Source organism: Actinosynnema mirum DSM 43827 (genome assembly GCF_000023245.1).
Lineage (GTDB): Bacteria > Actinomycetota > Actinomycetes > Mycobacteriales > Pseudonocardiaceae > Actinosynnema > Actinosynnema mirum.
Map to the genome: position 1 here is coordinate 1,645,885 of NC_013093.1, position 18,241 is coordinate 1,664,125.

At 73.1% G+C, this 18,241-nt stretch carries 16 protein-coding genes; 8 read left to right on the plus strand and 8 right to left on the minus strand.

Annotated features, from left to right (window positions below; genetic code table 11):
• The first annotated feature begins 2 nt into the window (after positions 1–2).
• Entirely contained in the window at positions 3–506 is a 504-nt protein-coding gene (locus AMIR_RS07475) for a hypothetical protein (protein ID WP_015800331.1), read from the plus strand.
• A gap of 85 nt (positions 507–591) precedes the next feature.
• A complete protein-coding gene (locus tag AMIR_RS07480) occupies positions 592–1,155 on the plus strand; it encodes a hypothetical protein (protein ID WP_143760667.1) in 564 nt (187 codons plus the stop codon).
• A 76-nt stretch (positions 1,156–1,231) separates the two neighbouring features.
• Here the strand turns inward: AMIR_RS07480 and AMIR_RS07485 are convergent, their stop codons facing one another.
• The 5 genes from AMIR_RS07485 to AMIR_RS07505 all read right to left on the minus strand — a co-directional run bounded on the left by AMIR_RS07485 (position 1,232) and on the right by AMIR_RS07505 (position 7,987).
• Complete coding sequence (locus AMIR_RS07485) at positions 1,232–2,896, minus strand: fumarate hydratase (protein ID WP_015800333.1); 1,665 nt, start codon at positions 2,894–2,896, stop codon at positions 1,232–1,234.
• A gap of 350 nt (positions 2,897–3,246) precedes the next feature.
• A complete protein-coding gene (locus tag AMIR_RS07490) occupies positions 3,247–4,239 on the minus strand; it encodes a sigma-70 family RNA polymerase sigma factor (RefSeq protein WP_015800334.1) in 993 nt (330 codons plus the stop codon).
• A gap of 220 nt (positions 4,240–4,459) precedes the next feature.
• Positions 4,460–4,885, minus strand: a complete 426-nt coding sequence (gene dtd / locus AMIR_RS07495; RefSeq protein ID WP_015800335.1) for a D-aminoacyl-tRNA deacylase — start codon at positions 4,883–4,885, stop codon at positions 4,460–4,462.
• Positions 4,882–6,372: a DUF7782 domain-containing protein gene (locus tag AMIR_RS07500; protein WP_041837453.1), complete on the minus strand. Its 1,491-nt coding sequence runs from the start codon at positions 6,370–6,372 to the stop codon at positions 4,882–4,884. Before AMIR_RS07500 ends, dtd begins: the two co-directional genes overlap by 4 nt.
• A gap of 106 nt (positions 6,373–6,478) precedes the next feature.
• The gene (locus AMIR_RS07505; protein ID WP_015800337.1) at positions 6,479–7,987 is read right to left on the minus strand and encodes a PucR family transcriptional regulator; all 1,509 of its coding nucleotides are present in this window, start codon (positions 7,985–7,987) and stop codon (positions 6,479–6,481) included.
• Positions 7,988–8,043: 56 nt separating this feature from the next.
• Between AMIR_RS07505 and AMIR_RS07510 the strand changes: the two genes are divergently transcribed.
• Complete coding sequence (locus AMIR_RS07510; RefSeq protein WP_041836635.1) at positions 8,044–8,385, plus strand: DUF3099 domain-containing protein; 342 nt, start codon at positions 8,044–8,046, stop codon at positions 8,383–8,385.
• Here AMIR_RS07510 and AMIR_RS07515 read toward each other — a convergent pair.
• Both AMIR_RS07515 and AMIR_RS07520 read right to left on the minus strand, forming a co-directional pair.
• On the minus strand, positions 8,367–9,269 hold the full coding sequence (locus AMIR_RS07515) for a carbohydrate kinase family protein (RefSeq protein ID WP_015800339.1): 903 nt from the start codon (positions 9,267–9,269) through the stop codon (positions 8,367–8,369). The two genes, AMIR_RS07510 and AMIR_RS07515, sit on opposite strands and share 19 nt — an antisense overlap.
• A complete protein-coding gene (locus AMIR_RS07520; protein WP_015800340.1) occupies positions 9,266–10,174 on the minus strand; it encodes a pseudouridine-5'-phosphate glycosidase in 909 nt (302 codons plus the stop codon). The genes AMIR_RS07515 and AMIR_RS07520 overlap by 4 nt, the downstream gene beginning before the upstream one ends.
• Before the next feature lie 31 nt (positions 10,175–10,205).
• Here AMIR_RS07520 and AMIR_RS07525 point away from each other — a divergent pair, with 31 nt between their 5' ends.
• Complete coding sequence (locus AMIR_RS07525; RefSeq protein ID WP_015800341.1) at positions 10,206–10,451, plus strand: DUF3039 domain-containing protein; 246 nt, start codon at positions 10,206–10,208, stop codon at positions 10,449–10,451.
• 93 nt (positions 10,452–10,544) lie between these two features.
• Here the strand turns inward: AMIR_RS07525 and AMIR_RS07530 are convergent, their stop codons facing one another.
• The gene (locus AMIR_RS07530) at positions 10,545–11,825 is read right to left on the minus strand and encodes a YihY/virulence factor BrkB family protein (RefSeq protein WP_084798820.1); all 1,281 of its coding nucleotides are present in this window, start codon (positions 11,823–11,825) and stop codon (positions 10,545–10,547) included.
• A 207-nt stretch (positions 11,826–12,032) separates the two neighbouring features.
• Between AMIR_RS07530 and AMIR_RS07535 the strand changes: the two genes are divergently transcribed.
• The 4 genes from AMIR_RS07535 to AMIR_RS07550 all read left to right on the plus strand — a co-directional run bounded on the left by AMIR_RS07535 (position 12,033) and on the right by AMIR_RS07550 (position 18,240).
• On the plus strand, positions 12,033–13,751 hold the full coding sequence (locus AMIR_RS07535) for a DEAD/DEAH box helicase (protein ID WP_015800343.1): 1,719 nt from the start codon (positions 12,033–12,035) through the stop codon (positions 13,749–13,751).
• A gap of 991 nt (positions 13,752–14,742) precedes the next feature.
• A complete protein-coding gene (locus AMIR_RS07540; RefSeq protein WP_015800344.1) occupies positions 14,743–15,879 on the plus strand; it encodes a sugar ABC transporter substrate-binding protein in 1,137 nt (378 codons plus the stop codon).
• A 97-nt stretch (positions 15,880–15,976) separates the two neighbouring features.
• On the plus strand, positions 15,977–16,750 hold the full coding sequence (locus tag AMIR_RS07545) for an ATP-binding cassette domain-containing protein (RefSeq protein ID WP_015800345.1): 774 nt from the start codon (positions 15,977–15,979) through the stop codon (positions 16,748–16,750).
• A 65-nt stretch (positions 16,751–16,815) separates the two neighbouring features.
• Positions 16,816–18,240: a sugar ABC transporter permease gene (locus AMIR_RS07550; RefSeq protein WP_041836636.1), complete on the plus strand. Its 1,425-nt coding sequence runs from the start codon at positions 16,816–16,818 to the stop codon at positions 18,238–18,240.
• The last annotated feature ends 1 nt before the right edge of the window (position 18,241 follow it).

The following is an 18,241-nucleotide window of genomic DNA, read 5'->3' on the forward strand; positions in this document are numbered from 1 at the left end:
GCATGAGGAGCCTAGGAACCGCAATCGGAACGGGTGCGCTGCTGGCCGCTGTGCTGGTCGGCTGCGCGTCCGGCCAGTCCGGCGAGGTCGGGGCGGGCGCGGGTTCGGGCCCGACGCTGACCACCGAGCCCGCGCCCACCACCAGCTCGGTCGAGGCCGAGCCCGACCCCGGCTTCGACTCGGCCGTGCCCCAGGGCGGGGTCGAGGTGCCCGCCGCCCAGCTCAACGCCGGCGCGCTCGCCGAGGGCAGCCCGCGCACCGCGTGGACCGAGGACGGCGGGCTCGTCCTCGGCGCCATCGGCCAGGAGGGCGGCTGCGGCACGTCGCGCATGGAGATCGCCGAGCAGAACGAGCAGCAGGTCATCGCCGTGCTGGTGGAGACCCTGTCCGGGGCCGACGAGATCTGCACGATGGACATCCGCTTCCCGCCGCTGACCGCGAAGCTCGACCAGCCGCTGGGGGAGCGCGCCGTGGTGCTCCAGGCCAGGCAGGAGCAGAAGAAGTAGCACCCGCCGGAGGCCCGCCCGCACCGGGCGGGCCTTCGGTCCGCACGGCTGCAACCACCCGGCCCGGTAGTACCGTCCTAGGACCATGAGGCCCAGCAGGATGAGGAACGCCGCCGTCGCCGTCACCCTCGCCGCGCTGGCCGGGTGCTCCGGTGGCGGGCAGGACCCCACCGGCGCGGTCGGCTCGTCGGCGCCCGGCGACGCGCCGACAACGTTGTCAGGAGCGCCCACGGGCGCCGTGCCCTCGGACTCGACCAGCGGTGGCGACCCCACCGGCGCCCCCGGTGACCAGCAGCCGCAGCGACCGCCGCAGCGCAGCGCCGAGCCGATCCCGCAGGCCGCGCCGCTGGAGGGCGCCAAGGTCGACGCCGCCGCGCTCCCGGAGACCTACGACAAGCAGGTCCAGGTCGGCCCGGACGGCCGGGCGCTGCTGGTCAACGGCCTGGCGGGCGGCTGCAAGAACGCCTCGGCCGAGGTCGCCGCGCAGTCCGCCGAGCAGGTCCTGATCACCCTGGTCACCACGTACTACCCGCCGCGGGGCGACGGGGTCTGCACCGACGACCTCCGCCCCGTGCCGCTCACCGTCACCCTCGACGCGCCGCTCGGCGAGCGCAGGGTCGTGCTGGAGAGCCGCGAGGAGGTCGGCTGACCCCCGGAAAGCGCTGACCCCGGAACGCGCGGTGCGGCGCCCCTCCTTCGTCGGAGGGGCGCCGCACCGGGGAGAGCTACTTGCGGAACGAGATCTGGAGCGTCGGCGTGGAGGTCTCGGCGAAGAAGTCGTTGCCCTTGTCGTCCACGACGACGAAGGCGGGGAAGTCCTCGACCTCGATCCTCCAGACCGCTTCCATGCCCAGCTCCGCGTACTCCAGCACCTCGACCTTGCGGATGCAGTCCTGGGCCAGCCGGGCGGCGGGGCCGCCGATCGAGCCGAGGTAGAAGCCGCCGTGGGTGGCGCACGCGCTGGTCACCTGCTTGGAGCGGTTGCCCTTCGCCAGCATCACCAGCGAGCCGCCCTCGGCCTGGAACTGCTCCACGTAGGAGTCCATCCGGCCCGCCGTGGTCGGCCCGAACGAGCCGGAGGCGTAGCCCTCGGGGGTCTTCGCCGGGCCCGCGTAGTACACCGGGTGGTCCCGCAGGTACTGCGGCATCCCCTCGCCCGCGTCCAACCGCTCCTTGATCTTGGCGTGGGCGATGTCGCGCGCCACCACCAGCGGACCGGTCAGCGACACCCGCGTCTTCACCGGCAGCGCCGACAGCGCCTCCCGGATCTCCGCCATCGGCCGCGTCAGGTCGATCTGCACGACCTCGTCGGACAGCGCCTCGTCGGTCACCTCCGGCAGGTACTTCGCCGGGTCCCGCTCCAGCTGCTCGATGAACACGCCCTCCGGCGTGATCTTCGCCTTCGCCTGGCGGTCCGCCGAGCACGACACCGCGACGCCGACCGGGCAGGACGCGCCGTGCCTGGGCAGCCGGATCACCCGCACGTCGTGGCAGAAGTACTTGCCGCCGAACTGCGCGCCGATCCCGAAGTCCCGGGTCAGCTCCAGCACCTGCTGCTCCAGCTCGACGTCGCGGAACGCGTGCCCCGCGGCCGAGCCCTCGGTGGGCAGGTTGTCCAGGTACCGGGCGGACGCGAGCTTCGCGACCTTCAGGTTCTGCTCCGCCGACAGCCCGCCCACGACCACCGCGAGGTGGTACGGCGGGCACGCCGCGGTGCCCAGCGAGCGCAGCTTCTCGTCCAGGAACCGCGCCAGGCGGGCGGGGTTCAGCAGCGCCTTGGTCTCCTGGTACAGGAACGTCTTGTTGGCCGAGCCGCCGCCCTTGGCCATGAACAGGAACTCGTACTTCGGCTCGACGCCGGGCGCGGTGAACAGGTCCAGCTGCGCGGGCAGGTTGGTGCCGGTGTTCTTCTCGTCCCAGAAGGTGACCGGGGCCATCTGCGAGTAGCGCAGGTTCAGCTCCTGGTACGCCTCGAAGATGCCTCGGGAAAGCGCTTCCTCGTCGGCGCCGCCGGTGAGCACGGACTCGGTGCGCTTGCCCATCACGATCGCCGTGCCGGTGTCCTGGCACATGGGCAGCACGCCGCCCGCGGAGATGCAGGCGTTGCGCAGCAGGTCGGTCGCGACGAACCGGTCGTTGCCGCTGGCCTCGGGGTCGTCGACGATCGCGCGCAGCTGCGCCAGGTGCGAGGGGCGCAGCAGGTGCTGGATGTCCCGGATGGCCTCCTTGGCCAGCAGGGTCAGCGTCTCCGGCTCGACCTGGAGGAACTTGCGCCCCGCGGCCTCCACGACCGAGACGCCCTCCTGCGTCACCAGGCGGTACTCGGTGGTCGTGTCCGCCGCGAGCGGCAGGACGTCGGTGTACTGGAATGTGGTGGGTACTGCGGGCACGTCGCGGCTCCCTTGCGCGCGTTCGGGTTCCGACGAACCTATACCGCCGCGACGGGCGCGGGCGGCGTCCCGTGGTGTGATTCGCGTCGTGGGGGAGGTGGCGAACCTCGCCCGGAACGCGCGGAGGCCCGGCGCGCCCTGGCGCCGGGCCTCCGCGAACGTCTACCGGGATCTTCCGGGAATCCCCTGCGGGATAAGGGAAGGCCGGGCCGGCCCCCGACCGCCCCGACCTTCCTCGGCGTGCGACTCCCCGGCGGATGCTTCTGGGTTGGGGTGTCGCAAGGCTCGTGTACGCAGACCGTGCTCCTGCGTGAGCCCCAAGTCAACACCGCCAACCGGGTGAGGCCGTCTCAGCTCGCGTAAGCGCGCAGCTTGGCGGCCCTTTCCCCCTGACGCAGCTTGGACATCACCTCGCGCTCGATCTGCCGCACCCGCTCCCGCGACAGCCCGAACTGCTTGCCGATCTGGTCCAGCGTGCGCGGCTGCCCGTCCTCCAGGCCGTAGCGCAGCCGGATCACCGCCTGCTCGCGCTGCTCCAGCGTGGCCAGCACGCGGCGCAGGTCGTCCTGCAGCAGCCCGGAGATCACGGCGCTCTCGGCGTCGGTCGCGTCCGAGTCCTCGATGAAGTCACCGAGCGGCGCGTCCTCCTCGGCGCCCACCGGCATGTCCAGGCTCACCGGGTCGCGCGCGTGGTCGAGCAGGTCCGAGACCTTCGTCGGGGAAAGGCCGGATTCGGCGGCCAGTTCCTCGTTCGTCGCCTCTCGGCCGAGTTGCTGGTGCAGATCCCGCTTGATCCGCGCGAGCTTGTTCACCTGTTCCACCAAGTGGACCGGAAGGCGGATCGTGCGGCCCTGATCTGCCATTCCCCTGGTGATCGCCTGGCGAATCCACCACGTGGCGTACGTGGAGAACTTGAAACCCTTGGTGTAGTCGAACTTCTCGACCGCGCGGATCAGACCCAGGTTGCCCTCCTGGATCAGGTCGAGCAGAGGCATTCCACGACCGGTGTACCGCTTCGCCAGAGAAACGACCAGCCGGAGATTCGCCTCCAGCAGGTGGTTCTTCGCCCTGAGGCCGTCGCGGACCAGGGCGCGCAGCTCGTCGGCGCGCCCCGCGTTCAGCGCGGTGGTCGTCTCCAGCACGTGGTGCGCGAAGACGCCCGCCTCGATCCGCTTGGCCAGCTCCACCTCTTGGGCGGCCGTGAGCAGCGCTGTCTTCCCGATCCCGTTCAAGTAGACCCGGACCAGGTCGGCGGCCGGTCCCTGGGCGTCGAGGTCCAAGTCGACGCTCGGGGCACTCGTGTCGTTCCCGACCTCGCGGTCGAGGACCTTCGGGACGGTCATGGAGATCCCTCCCCCTTCTCGCGGGCTGGCGTTCGGTCGTGTCGCGAGCCCGCGCTGCGCTGCGCGGCCCCGGCCTTTCAGCGTTCGAACGGCCGTTTGGCTGGACACTTGAGGAAACGCGCCTACCCTCGAAATGGTTCCCGCTTCCTCAACAGACAAGACGTCACTGCGGTCACAGCGGTTGCGCGCCCTATCCTGAGGATTGCCTGAGAAGGGGGACTCAGAGTTCCACGAGGACCGTGAACGGACCGTCGTTCACGCTCCGCACGGACATCTCCGCGCCGAACTGCCCGGTTTCCACTCTCGCGCCCTTCTTGCGAAGTTCCCGCACCACCGCGTCCACCAAAGGGGCGGCGTGCTCGGGCCGGGCGGCGGCCGTCCAGGACGGCCGCCGACCCTTCCTCGTGTCGCCGCAGAGCGTGAACTGGCTGACCACCAGCAGGGGCGCCCCGGTGGTCGCGCACGACTGCTCGTCGCGCAGCACCCGGAGCTCGTGCAGCTTCGCGGCCATCCGCACGGCCTTGGCCGCGTCGTCGTCCGCGTGCACGCCGAGCAGCACCAGCAGCCCCGGCTCGTCGATGGCGCCGACGACCTCGCCCGCCACCTCGACGCTCGCCGAGGTCACCCTCGCGGCGACGGCCCTCACGCGGGCGCCACCATGCCGTGCCGCACCAGGTCCCTGACCACGGGCAGCGCCGCCTCGGTGAGCGGGCCCAGCGGGAGGTCGTGCGCGTACGCCAGCAGCGCGAGCAGGTCCTCCAGCGGCAGCGCGCCCCGGAACCCGGCCACCAGCTTCGCCGCGACCTCGTCCAGCTCGTGCTGCCAGCCCGGCCCGTCCGTGCGGTGCAGCCGCCGCACCACGGACTCCCAGCCGTCCTCCACCGCCGAGGAGACCTCCTCCAGCAGCACCGTCGGCGGCAGGGTGAACCGGGTCTCCAGCAGCCGTTCGGCGGTCCCATTCTCGCGCAACCAGGTGACCCGGTCCAGCCAGGCGGCCGTCTCCGGACCCAGCGGGTCGTCGTAGGCGTGGCGCAGGTCCTCGCACACCACCTCGGGCACGGCCGCGTCGGTGCGCCGCAGCGTCACGAACCCGAAGCCGACGCCGAGCACGTCGTTCTCCGCGAACCAGTCCAGCCACCCGGCGGCCTGCGCGCGGCCCTCCGGCGAGCGCGGGTCGACGCCCGCGTCGCGCAGCCAGGTGCCCACGTACAGCGCCGGGTCGGCCACGTCCCGCTGCACGAACCAGGCGTCCACGCCGCCGCGCGGCAGCCAGGACGCGACCCGGTCCTCCCAGTCCTCGCCCTTGCGGTGCAGCCACGAGGCGAGCAGCTGACCGGTGCCGCCCTCGTTCAGGAACGCGGGCAGCTGCCGCACGACCAGCGCGCTGGCGTCGTCGCCGCCGAGGCCGGAGTCGCGGTAGACGTAGTCCACGCGCGGCGGCCCGACCACGAACGGCGGGTTGCACACGATCTGGTCGAACTTCCGGCCGCGCACGGGCCCGAACCACTCGCCCTGGCCGAGGCGGACGTCGACCTCGTTCATCCGGAACGTGGCGGAGGCGAGCGCGAGGGCGCGGGCCGACAGGTCGGTGGCGGTGATGCGCTCGGCGTGCCTGCCGGCGTGCAGCGCCTGCACGCCGCAGCCGGTGCCGAGGTCGAGCAGGGTCTTGACGGGCCTGCGGGAGGTGGCGCGGGCGAGGCTGATGGAGGCGTGGCCGACGCCGAGCACGTGGTCGGTCGGCACGGGCCCGCCGCGCTGGTCGGAGTCCAGGTCGGCGATCACCCACCAGGAGCCCTCGTCGTCGCCGTAGGGCCGCACGTCAAGCCCGGCCCGGAACCCGTCGCCGTCGGGGGTGAGCACCCCGGCGCGCACCGCCTCGTCGAGGTCGACGCCCGCGAGGGCGGAGCGGACGCTCCTGTCGGGCTCGGTGTCGCCGAGCAGGAACAGCCGGACGAGCGCGCCGAGGTCGCCGGAGTCCTCGGACTCGCGCTTGGCGACCTCGGGCTCACCCCGCCCGAGCGCGGCGTGGGCGACCGGCCCGAGCGCGTCGACCACCCCGTCGGCGGTGTAGTCGGCCTCGCGGAAGGCCGCACGCAGGCGCGTGATCAGGTCATCGGATAGTTCAGGGAGCACCGGCACATGGTGGCACCCCGAGCGGCGAAGTCCCGATCGCGCAGGTCCACGCCGCGCCGGTCGTCACCTCTCGGTCGTCCCCCCTCGGTCGTCACCCCTTCGGTCGTCACCCCCGCCGACGCAGCTCCCCGTGCACCGCCAGCGCGACCTCCAGCGCCAACCGCTCCGCCGCGTCCCCCAGCGGGAGGGCCGCGACCTCACCCATCCGCTGCAACCGGTACCGCAGCGTGTTCGGGTGCACCCCCAGCGCCCGAGCCGCCCCACGGGCGTCGCCCCGCGCCGCCAGCCAGGCCCGCAGCGTCTCCGCGTACCGGGTGCCCTTCTCCTCGTCGTGCCGCAGCAGGTCCGCCACCGGCCCCCGCACCGGCAGCCGCCCCGCCTCCGCCTCCACCGCCAGCCGCCGCAGCAGCACCCGCGCCCAGGCCAGCTCGTACACCACCGGCCGCTCCCCGCCCAGCGCCAGGCACTCGTCGGCCTCCAGCCGCGACACCGGCGCCGACCCGCCGTCGCACACCCCGCCGATCCCGGCCCGCACCACCACCTCCGGCGGCAGCTCGCGCCGCAGGCCGCGCACCCACTCCACCGCCGCCGCCGGGTCGCCCCCGCACGGCAGCACCGTGTACAGCACGTTCCCGAACAGCGCGCTCCGCCCCGGCCGCGACCACCCGAACCCCGAGGTGGCCCGCTCGAACGCCAGCAGCGCCGCCCCGTGCTCCGCGTCCCCCACGTGCGCCCGCACCGCGATCACCCGCAGCTCCCCGCCGGGCAGCCCCAGCCGGTCCAGCGCGCCCGGAGCCCCCGAGTCCAGCAGCGCCGTCACCAGGTCCGCCTCGGCCTGCCGCTCCAGGTCCGAGCTGGCCCGCGCCCGCAGCAGGTGCAGCGCCGCCGTCCGCGCGCCGTCCACCAGCGCCGCCTCGCGCGCCGGGCTCGTCTCGTCCACCTCCACCCACACCGACCCGAGCAGCTCCCGCCCGGCCCGCACCGCCGCCACCAGCCGCCCGCCCAGCTGCTCGGTCAGCTGCGGCACGAACAGCGCCTCGTCGCTGTGCGCCAGGTGCGTGAACACCCCCGACGAGTCCAGCGCCCGCCGCGCCTCCTCGGGCACCCGCCGCCCCAGGATCGTCTCCACCCGGACCGCGTCGACCCCCTGCTGCCGGTGCGAGTACGCCAGCACCCGCGACCCCCGGTCCTCGATCGTGACCGGCCCGCCCACCAGCGCCGCGATCGCGTCGGCCACCGCGAACAGGTCCCCCGACCCGCGATCGCCCAGCACCAGCGCCTGCGCGACGCTCACCAGCTGCCCCCACGGCACCGCCGGGTCCACCAGCAGCACCGCCGCCCCCGACCGCCGCGCCGCCGCCGCGACCCGCGCGTCCAGCGGAGCGCTCCCGTGCAGCGCCACGGCGGCGGCCCGCGTCGTGCCCACCAGCCGGGCCGCGGCGGCCGACGACCCGACGCCCACCCCGACCAGCAGCTCGTCGCCGCCCGCGCGCGGCCGTTCCACCGGGTCGTGCAGCGCGACCCCGCGCAGCACCACGTCCCGCCCGCGCGGGGCGCACCCCAGGTGGGTGCCCAGACTGCCGAGGACGTCGACCAACCGGTCCAGCGCTACCACGCCCGGATCGTAGGACCGGGGCGGGTGGGTGTCGCCGCGATCGCGGTGGTGGGACGATGGTGGGCGGAGGTGGTGTCGTGAGCAATCCCGAGCACCCGGTGCTGATCACCGAGGCCGAACCCTCGTACGAGGACCAGCTCGCGGCGCGCAAGCGCAAGTACGCGATCATGATGGGCTCGCGCATCCCGTGCCTGCTCCTGGCCATGGTCTTCTACGACACGTGGTGGCTGGCGCTGGCTTTCATCGTGCTGTCCATCCCGCTGCCGTGGATGGCCGTGCTGATCGCGAACGACCGCCCACCGCGCAAGTCCGAGAAGGCCAGCAGGCACGCCGCGCAGGGGCACGACGCGGAGGGGCGCGCCCTGGAGGCGCGCCCCCGTCACGTCATCGACGGCTGAGCCCGCAGCGGCGGCTGAGCGCCGACCGACGAGACGGCCCGGCCCGCGGCGCGCACCCCACCGAGGAGCGCGTCGCGCCGGGACGCCCCGGCCAGCCAGGCCGCGAGCAGGCCCGCGTCGAACGCGTCGCCCGCGCCCGTGGAGTCGACGCACTCCACGTCGGTCGCGGGCACCGACACCACGCCGTCGCCGTCCACCCAGCTCGCGCCGTCCGCGCCGGAGGTGGCCGCGACCGCCCCCACCACGTCCAGCAGCGCCACCGCCGACGCCGGGTCGGCCGACCCGGTCAGCGCCACCAGCTCCTCCGCGTTGGGCAGCAGCAGGTCGACGCCCCGGACGTCGTCCAGGAACCCGTCGTAGATCAGCGCCGCCGACTGCGGGTCCACCGACGTGGTCAGCCCCGCCTCGCGCGCCATCCGCAGCACCTCCAGGCCCGCGGGCCGGGACGAGGCGTCCAGCAGCACGTACCCGGACAGGTGCAGGTGGGACGAGCCCGCCAGCAGCTCCGGGTTCACGTCGTCGGGGGAGAACCGGGCGTTCGCGCCCCGGTCGGGCAGCATCGTGCGCTGCCCGGTGTCGTCCACCAGCACCACGACGCAGCAGGTCGCCGCGTCCGGGTCGACGGCGAACGCGCAGCGCACCCCGGCCGCGGTCAGCTCGGCGTGCACCTGCCGCCCCGCCGAGTCCGCGCCGACCCGCGCCACCAGCACCGGGGACGAGCCGCAGGCGGCCAGCCACACCGCCGTGTTGGCCCCGGCGCCGCCGGGCTCGATGGTCACCGAGGCGCGCGAGTCGCCGCCGTGCACGATCGGACCGGAGTGGCGGGCGACGACGTCCAGGCCGGCGTCGCCCACCACGACGATCCCGCTCCCCGCCGCTCTCACGCGGCGAGGGCGACCGCGACCCGCGCGGCCAGCGCGGCGTTGGACACCACGAGCGCCTCGTTGGCGTCCAGGCTGACGCCGCCGCTGGCGGTGTGGAAGTGCTCCAGCAGCGCCGGGGTCACCTCCTTGCCGGTGATCCCCTCCTCCTCCAGCAGGGCCAGGCCCTCGGCGAGCAGCCGGTCGTGCAGCTCGACGTCCATCTCGAACTCGACCGGGATCGGGTTGGTCAGCAGCACGCCCGCGTCGCCGGGGACGCCCCGGTGCGCGGCGACGACGGCGGCGGCCTGCTCGGGGGTGTCCACCCGCCACGGGACGCCGAAGTCGGACTCGCGGCGGTAGAACGCGGGGAAGCGGTCGGTGCGGTAGCCCAACACCGGCACCGAGCTGGTCTCCAGCAGCTCCAGCGTCGCGCCCATGTCGAGGATCGACTTCACCCCGGAGCACACGACCAGGATGGGCGTGGACGCGAGGACGTCCAGGTCGGCGGACACGTCCCAGGTCTCGCTCGCGCCCCGGTGCACCCCGCCGAGGCCGCCGGTGGCGAAGACCCCGATGCCCGCGGCGTGCGCCAGCGCGGCCGTGCCCGCGACGGTGGTGGCGCCGTCCCTGCCCAGCGCGAACGCCGCGCCCAGGTCCCGGCGGGACAGCTTGACCAGGTCGTTGTCCCGGTCGCACACGTAGTCCAGCTCGGCGTCGGTCAGGCCGACCTTCGGCACGCCGCCCAGCACGGCGATCGTGGCGGGGACGGCGCCCGCCTCGCGGACGATCGCCTCCAGGCGCGCGGCGACCTCGCGGTTGCGGCCCGGCGGGAGGCCGTGGGACAGGATGGTGCTCTCCAGGGCGACCACCGGCCGGTTCTCGGCCAGGGCGTCGCGGACTTCTTCGGTGCTGCTCGGCGTGCTCACGAGGGGCCATCATCCCAGGTAAGGTGAGGGTGTGAGCACGCAGACCCTCCCTGAGCTGGACACCAGGCCGGAAGGCACTGACACCACCGGGGACGACACGCCCAAGATGTTCCACTACGTGCGCAAGGAGAAGATCGCGGAGAGCGCGGTCATGGGCACGCACGTGGTGGCGCTGTGCGGCGAGGTCTTCCCGGTGACGAAGTCGCCGAAGCCCGGCTCCCCGGTGTGCCCGGACTGCAAGAAGATCTACGAGAGCCTGCCCATGGGCGGCGAGTAGCCCCTGACCTCTGGGCTGCCCCGGCGTCCCGCGCTCCAAGCGGGACGCCGGGGCAGTGCTGTCCCCTGGACCGGGTGCCGGGGTGCTCCCCGGTCAGGCGTTCTCCGGCTGACCGGTCCGCCCGGCCGCGCCCTTGTCGCCGGGACCGCCGCCCGTGCCGCCGGGGTCGCCGCCCTGCTTCGGGTCGCCGGAGCCGCTCTTCGTGCCGCCGCGCTTGCCACCCCGGCCCGCGACCCGCCGCCGCACGCCCTTGCCGCTCTTGCCACCGCCGTGGCCGCCCTGACCGCCTGCCTTGCCCTGCCCGGCTGCCTTGCCCTGCCCCGCGGCCTTGCCCCGGCTGCCGCCGCGCCCGGCGACCTTCCGGCCCGTGCCGCGCGCCCGCAGCTCCTCGGCGTCGTCGGCCGCCTCGCCGCCGTCCCGGCTCATGATCCGCTCGGCCGCCCGCACCAGTTCCAGCCGCCGCCACCGCCGCCGCTGCCGCCGGGTCATCCGCGCGGGCCACATCTCCTGGATCGCGCTGTTGAAGTACGCCCCGATCGTGATCGCCAACCCGATGAAGAACACGAACAGCAGGAACGCGATCGGCGTCGCCAGCGCCCCGTACGTGTAGCCCGTCGTGGTGATCCACCGGATGTACAGCCGCAGCCCGACCGACGACAGGATGAACACCACCATCGCCAGCGCCGCGCCCGGCGCGAGCCGGTGCCACGGCAGCTTCCTGGGCAGCGCGAGCTTGTACAGCGTCGCGAGCGCCAGCACGAGCAGCACGCCGATCACCGGGTAGTAGAACGCGCTCAGCCACGCCTCGGCCACGGCCTGCCACCGGTCCGGCAGGAACCGGGGCAGCACGTCCGGCCCGAGCGCCAGCACCGGCAGCCCGATGATCAGCAGCACCAGGCTGACCACGTACAGCAGCAGCGCGAAGATGCGCTGCCACACCTCGTGCCTGACCCCGTACTGACCGTGCGCGACGGTGACCGCGTCCACGAAGGACGCCATCGCCGACGACCCGGCCCACAGGGATATCAGGAAGCCGACCGACACGATCTCGCCCTTGCCGACCGTCAGGATCTGGTCGACCGTGGGTGTGATCACGCCGTTGACGACGTCACCGCTGAAGATCGTCCGGCAGGTGGAGACGATCTTGTCGCGCACCGCTTGGACCACCTCGGGTCCGAACCACTCGCCGACGTAGCCGATGCTGCCGAGCAGACCCAGCAGCAGCGGCGGGAACGACAGCACCTGCCAGAAGGCCGCCTCGGCGGCCTCCGAGAAGATGTTGCCCTCCCACGCCTTGGTGATCGTGCGCGCGACCAGCCGCAGGGGGCGCCGCTCCGGCGCGCTGCGGTCATCCTGCCCAGTAGGCGAACCCATCTCGGGATCAAGCATGGAGCATGAGGGGTGTTTTCGCGGCATCGTTCCCTGAACCGCGCGTCGGGATTGGGTACGCTGTCGGAGCCCTCGACGGTCGTCCGCACCGAGGGCATTCGCATGTTGCAGTTCGCGCTGAGGTTCGCGCTGCCGCCCGCCGCAGGTCGTCGCGAGCGCGCCCGCACGCACGACGGAGAAAGAGGTCCGAGGTTGTCCGCACCCCAGGTCGTGTCGACCCGACCGCTGCGGGCGTGGCAGCGCCGGGCGCTGACCAAGTACCTCGCCTCCGGCCCGAAGGACTTCCTGGCGGTCGCCACGCCCGGCGCGGGCAAGACCACGTTCGGGCTGCGGGTCGCCGCCGAGCTGCTGGCCGACCGCACGGTCGAGGCCGTGACGATCGTCGCGCCGACCGAGCACCTCAAGCACCAGTGGGCGAAGGCCGCGGCCGAGGCAGGCATCGCGATCGACTCGAACTTCCGCAACACGAACGCGGTCACCTCCAGGGACTACCACGGCGTGGCCGTGACGTACGCGCAGGTGGCGGCCCACCCCACGCTGCACCGGGTGCGCACCGAGAACCGCAAGACGCTCGTGCTGCTCGACGAGGTGCACCACGGTGGTGACGCCAAGTCGTGGGGCGACGCGATCCGCGAGGCGTTCACCCCGGCGACGCGCAGGCTGTCGCTGACCGGGACGCCGTTCCGCAGCGACGACTCGCCGATCCCGTTCATCTCCTACGAGCACGCGGCCGACGGCACCCAGCGCAGCCGCTCCGACCACGCCTACGGCTACGCCGACGCGCTGCGCGACGGCGTGGTCCGGCCGGTGATCTTCCTGGCCTACTCGGGCGAGGCGCACTGGCGCACCAGCGCTGGCGAGGAGTTCGTGGCGCGCCTGGGCGAGCCGCTGACCCAGGAGCAGACCGCGCGCGCCTGGCGGACCGCACTCGACCCGACCGGCGAGTGGATGCCGTCGGTGCTGATGGCGGCGGACAAGCGGCTCACCCAGCTGCGCGCGAACGGCATCCCGGACGCGGGCGGCCTGGTCATCGCGACCGACCAGACCGTGGCGAAGGCGTACGCGGAGATCCTCAAGCGCGTGACCGGCCACGACGCGACCCTGGTGCTCTCGGACGACCCGAAGGCGTCGGGTCGCATCGCCGAGTTCGCGGCCACCACCGAGCGCTGGATGATCGCGGTGCGGATGGTGTCCGAGGGCGTGGACGTGCCCCGGCTGGCCGTGGGCGTGTACGCCACCAGCGCGTCGACGCCGCTGTACTTCGCGCAGGCCATCGGCCGGTTCGTGCGCTCGCGCGCGAAGGGCGAGACGGCCAGCGTGTTCCTGCCCAGCGTGCCGGTGCTGCTGGGGCTGGCCAGCGAGCTGGAGCAGCAGCGCGACCACATCCTCGGCAAGCCGCACCGGGAGAAGGACGGCTGGGACGACGAGCTGCTCGCCCAGGCCAACCAGACCAAGGACGAGGAGGGCGAGGAGGACCGCGCGTTCACCGTCCTCGGCGCCTCGGCCGAGCTGGACCAGGTGATCTACGACGGCTCGTCGTTCGGCACGGCGGCGCACGTGGGCAGCGAGGAGGAGCAGGAGTACCTGGGCCTGCCGGGCCTGCTCGCGCCCGACCAGGTGCGCGCCCTGCTGCGCCAGCGCCAGGAGAAGCAGCTGGTGGAGGCCAGCAAGCGCAAGGCCGACGCCCCCGCCCCCGCGGCCCCGGCGGTGACCAGGCCGGCGAGCGTGCAGGAGCAGCTCGCGACGCTGCGCAAGGAGCTGAACACCCTGGTCGCGATGCACCACCACCGCACCAAGAAGCCGCACGGCAAGATCCACAACCAGCTCCGCGAGTACTGCGGCGGCCCGCCGACCGCGATGGCGTCGATCGAGCAGCTCGAAGAGCGCATCGCGACTCTGCGCTCCTGGTAGGGCGCTGATCGGCCGGTGGTGCCGACCGGCTGGGGGCGTCACCCGGCGAGGCGCTGACCGGCGAGGCGCTGACCGGCCTGGGGTGCCGCCCAGAGGGGTGCCGACCGGCTGGGGGCGTCACCCGGCGAGGCGCTGACCGGCGAGGCGCTGACCGGCCTGGGGTGCCGCCCAGAGGGGTGCTGACCGGCCTGGGGCGTCACCCGGCGAGGTGCTGACCGGCCTGGGGCGCCGCCCAGCGGGGTGCTGACCGGCCTGGGGCGCCGCCCAGCGGGGTGCTGACCGGCCTGGGGCGCCGCCCAGCGGGGTGCTGACCGGCCTGGGGCGCCGCCGGGGGAGGGGCGCGTCAACCGGTCGGGACGGGGAGCCTGCCGGGACGGGAAGTCGGTCGGGGCGGGGAGCCTGTCGGAGGGCGGGGCCGGGCTCCGCGCCGCGCAGACCCCGCCGCCGGTGTTCCGGGGCCGCCGGGCGTCTTCCGCCCGCCGGGACTCCTGCTCGCCGCTGACCGCCCCGGTGAAGCCCGCCCGCGGTCCGCCGAGCCCGCCCCGCAGGCTCCCGCCGCCGCGCCCCCACCCCTCCGCGCCCGCGCCCCCACCCCTCGCCCGTTCGGGCTTTCCGGCCCGCGTTCCGGGCAGGAATCCCTCCCGAACCGGACGGCGCCCCTCCAGGGCGCCCCTCGCCGCAGCCCCGTTCGAGTCACCCGGTGCTCCGTCCGCGCGCCCCTCCGGCCCCCTCGCCACACCCCGAATCCGGATCTTCAGCCACCCGCTGGGCCGTTCGTGTCGATGCACTCGCACCGGTCGCTGTTCATCACGCCTGGTGCTTTACTGCTGCATTCGGCGTAACGCCATGTCCGTTCGGTTACACCTCCGTTAGCGCTTCGTGTCCCTTGACCGATCTAGTGTGCTTCCGGTCACCGGCCGTCTGGACATACGTTGTGCGCCACAACATTTTCTGCCCGCCGGCAGACACAGCGCAGTGAAAGGGATGGCGGATGCGGACCAAGAGCCTCGCCCTCATCGCCGTTGGCACGGGTCTCGCCGTGGCCATGACGGCGTGCGGCGCCAACACCTCCTCGGGTGGCAGCACGACCTCGGACACCAACTCGGCCAGCGGATCGGGTGGCGAGAAGGTCGGCGTCATCCTCCCGGAGACGAAGTCCTCCGCCCGCTGGGAGGGCTTCGACAAGCCCCTGCTGGAGAAGGCGCTCAAGGCCGAGGGCCTGGACCCCGACATCCAGAACGCCCAGGGCGACGTGCAGAAGTTCTCCACCCTCGCCGACGGCATGATCAACGCGGGCGTCAAGGTCCTGATCATCGCCACGCCCAACAGCGAGATCGGCGCGACCGTGGCCAAGAAGGCCGAGGCGCAGGGCATCCAGGTCATCGACTACGACCGCCTCAACCTCGGCGGCAGCTCGAAGTACTACGTGTCCTTCGACAACGTCAAGGTCGGCGAGCTGCAGGGCGAGGGCCTGGTCGCGGGCCTGGGCGCGCTCGCGCCCGGCAAGAAGGGCGCCGAGGTCATCGAGATCGAGGGCGCGCCCACCGACAACAACGCCACGCTCTTCTACAACGGCCAGCAGAACGTGCTCAAGCCGAAGTACGCCTCGGGCGACCTGAAGCTGGTGCAGTCCCAGCCCATCGACGACTGGGACAACCAGAAGGGCGGCACCACCTTCGAGCAGATCCTCACCGCCAACGGCCAGAAGGTCGACGGCGTCGTGGCCGCCAACGACGGCCTCGCGGGCGCGGTCATCACCGTGCTGAAGAAGTTCGGCCTCAACGGCAAGGTCCCGGTCACCGGCCAGGACGCCACCCCCGAGGGCCTGCAGGCCGTGCTGCGCGGCGACCAGTACATGACCGTCTTCAAGCCGATCGACGAGGAGGCGGGCGCCACCGCCAAGCTCGCCGCCGCGCTCGCCAAGGGCGACACCGCCGCCGCCGACAAGCTCGCCTCCGGCACGGTCAACGACCCCAAGGGCAACCGCGACGTCAAGTCGGTCCTGCTCACCGCCCAGCTGATCACCAAGGACAAGGTGAAGACCGTGGTCGACGCGGGCTTCGTCAAGGCCTCCGAGATCTGCGTCGCCGACACCACCGCGATCTGCGCAGAGCTCGGCATCAAGTAGCCCCACCCAGCAAGCCCACGCGCGCGCCGAAGGCGGGGCGTCCCCTGAACGGGGGACGTCCCGCCCGAGGCGGGCCAGCACCGTGAGGACTCAAGCAGTGAGCGAGCCGATTCTCGAACTGCGCGGCGTCAACAAGAGCTTCGGACCCGTGCACGTGCTCCACGACATCGACTTCACCGTTCGCGCAGGCGAGGTCACCGCGCTCGTCGGCGACAACGGCGCGGGCAAGTCGACCCTGGTCAAGTGCATCGCAGGCATCCACCCCACCGACTCCGGCGACCTGCTGTTCAAGGGCGAGCCGGTCACCGTCACCGGACCGCGCGACGCGGCGGCCCTCGGCATCGAGGTCGTCTACCAGGACCTCGCGCTGTGCGACAACCTGGACATCGTCCAGAACATGTTCCTCGGCCGCGAGCGCGGGAAGTTCGGCACGCTCGACGAGGCCGACATGGAGCAGGCCGCGCGCAAGACCCTCACCTCGCTGTCCGTGCGCACCGTGAAGTCCGTGCGCACCCAGGTCTCCTCGCTGTCCGGCGGGCAGCGGCAGACCGTCGCCATCGCCAAGGCGGTGCTGTGGGACAGCAAGGTCGTGCTGCTGGACGAGCCGACCGCCGCGCTCGGCGTCGCGCAGACCCGGCAGGTGCTCGACCTGGTCCGCAGGCTCGCCGAGCAGGGCCTGGGCGTGGTGCTGATCAGCCACAACATGAACGACGTCTTCGAGGTCGCCGACCGCATCGCGTGCCTCTACCTGGGGCGGATGGCCGCCGAGGTGAGCACCAAGGAGGTCACGCACGGCCAGGTGGTCGAGCTGATCACCGCGGGCCGCTCCGGCGACCTGGGCATCGCCCGACCCGAGAGCGCGACCATCTGATGGCCAGCGACACCAGCCGCCCCGAGGCGGCGGACCCCGATCCCCGCCCGCGTGAGGACCCGAGCATGACCAACACCACCGCGGAGAAGGCTGCCCCGGACGGCGGCGCCATCTCCGACTTCGGCATCGACACCACCTCCCGGTCCACCGGTGAGGCCGTCCGCGACTACTTCGCGCGGCTGCGCGGCGGCGAGCTCGGCTCGCTGCCCGCCCTCCTCGGGCTCGTCGTGCTGCTGATCGTCTTCAGCTCGCTGTCCGACTCCTTCCTGACCCTGGGCAACATCGCGAACCTGCTCGCGCAGGGCGCGGGCGTCACGATCATCGCCATGGGCCTGGTGTTCGTGCTGCTCCTGGGCGAGATCGACCTGTCCGCGGGCACCGCGTCCGGCGTCACGGCCTCGGTCATGGCGCTGCACCTGGTCAAGGGCGGCAACCTCATGGGCGGCATGGGGGACACGGTGTTCTACGTGTTCTGCGGCCTGCTCGCGCTCGCCGTCGTGCTCGCCGTCCTCATGCGCATCTGGGCGGGCGCCGTGCTCTCCGCCGTCGCGCTGGCGATCGCCGCGATCGGCGTGCCCGCCAACCCGTGGGTGGAGATGCTGCTCGCGGTCTGCGTCGGCGCGGCCATCGGCTGCATCACCGGCTTCCTGGTCGCCCGCGTCGGCATCCCGTCGTTCGTGGTGACCCTGGCGCTGTTCCTGGCCTGGGGCGGCGTGATCCTGCAGTTCATCGGGCAGGGCGGCACGCTCGGCCTCAACGACGACGTGCTGTTCAAGGTGGCCAACGGCAACCTCGACACCACCGGCAGCTGGGTGCTGTTCGTGATCGCCGCGGGCGGGTTCGCGGCCGTGGTGCTGGGCAAGCACTTCTCCCGGCTGCGCAGGGGACTCGTCGCGGGCCCCACCCCGCTGGTGCTGGTCAGGGTCGGGCTGGTCGTCGTGCTCGGCGCCGCCGCCACCTACGCGCTCACCCTCAACCGCTCGGTCAGCGACCTGGTCGTCATCCAGGGCGTGCCGTACGTGGTGCCGATCGTGCTGGTGCTTCTGGTGATCGGCACGTTCGTGCTCGACCGCACCCGCTACGGCAGGCACGTGTACGCGGTGGGCGGCAACCAGGAGGCGGCCCGGCGCGCGGGCATCAACGTGCCGCAGATCCGGATGAGCGTGTTCGTCATCGCCTCCAGCGCGGCGGCGATCGGCGCGATCGTCTACTCGTCCAAGGTCGGGTCCGTCGACCCGAACGCGGGCGGCGGCAACACGTTGCTACTGTCGGTCGGTGCGGCGGTCATCGGCGGTACCTCCCTCTTCGGCGGCAAGGGCCGCCTGCGGGACGCGGTCATCGGCGGCGCCGTGCTCGCCACCATCACCAACGGCATGGGCCTGCTCAAGCAGCCCGCGGCCGTGGTGTTCGTCGTGACCGGACTGGTCCTGCTGCTCGCCGCGAGCGTCGACGCGCTGTCCCGGCGCCGGGCGGCGGCGTCCCCGCGCTGAC

Excerpts from the sequence above, each read along its gene's own strand:
- AMIR_RS07480 (WP_143760667.1), top strand. The coding sequence starts at position 592 with ATGAGGCCCAGCAGGATGAGGAACGCCGCCGTCGCCGTCACCCTCGCC.
- AMIR_RS07540 (WP_015800344.1), top strand. The coding sequence starts at position 14,743 with ATGCGGACCAAGAGCCTCGCCCTCATCGCCGTTGGCACGGGTCTCGCC.
- AMIR_RS07490 (WP_015800334.1), bottom strand. The coding sequence starts at position 4,239 with ATGACCGTCCCGAAGGTCCTCGACCGCGAGGTCGGGAACGACACGAGT.
- AMIR_RS07530 (WP_084798820.1), bottom strand. The coding sequence starts at position 11,825 with ATGGGTTCGCCTACTGGGCAGGATGACCGCAGCGCGCCGGAGCGGCGC.
- AMIR_RS07550 (WP_041836636.1), top strand. The coding sequence starts at position 16,816 with ATGACCAACACCACCGCGGAGAAGGCTGCCCCGGACGGCGGCGCCATC.
- AMIR_RS07510 (WP_041836635.1), top strand. The coding sequence starts at position 8,044 with ATGGTGGGCGGAGGTGGTGTCGTGAGCAATCCCGAGCACCCGGTGCTG.
- AMIR_RS07475 (WP_015800331.1), top strand. The coding sequence starts at position 3 with ATGAGGAGCCTAGGAACCGCAATCGGAACGGGTGCGCTGCTGGCCGCT.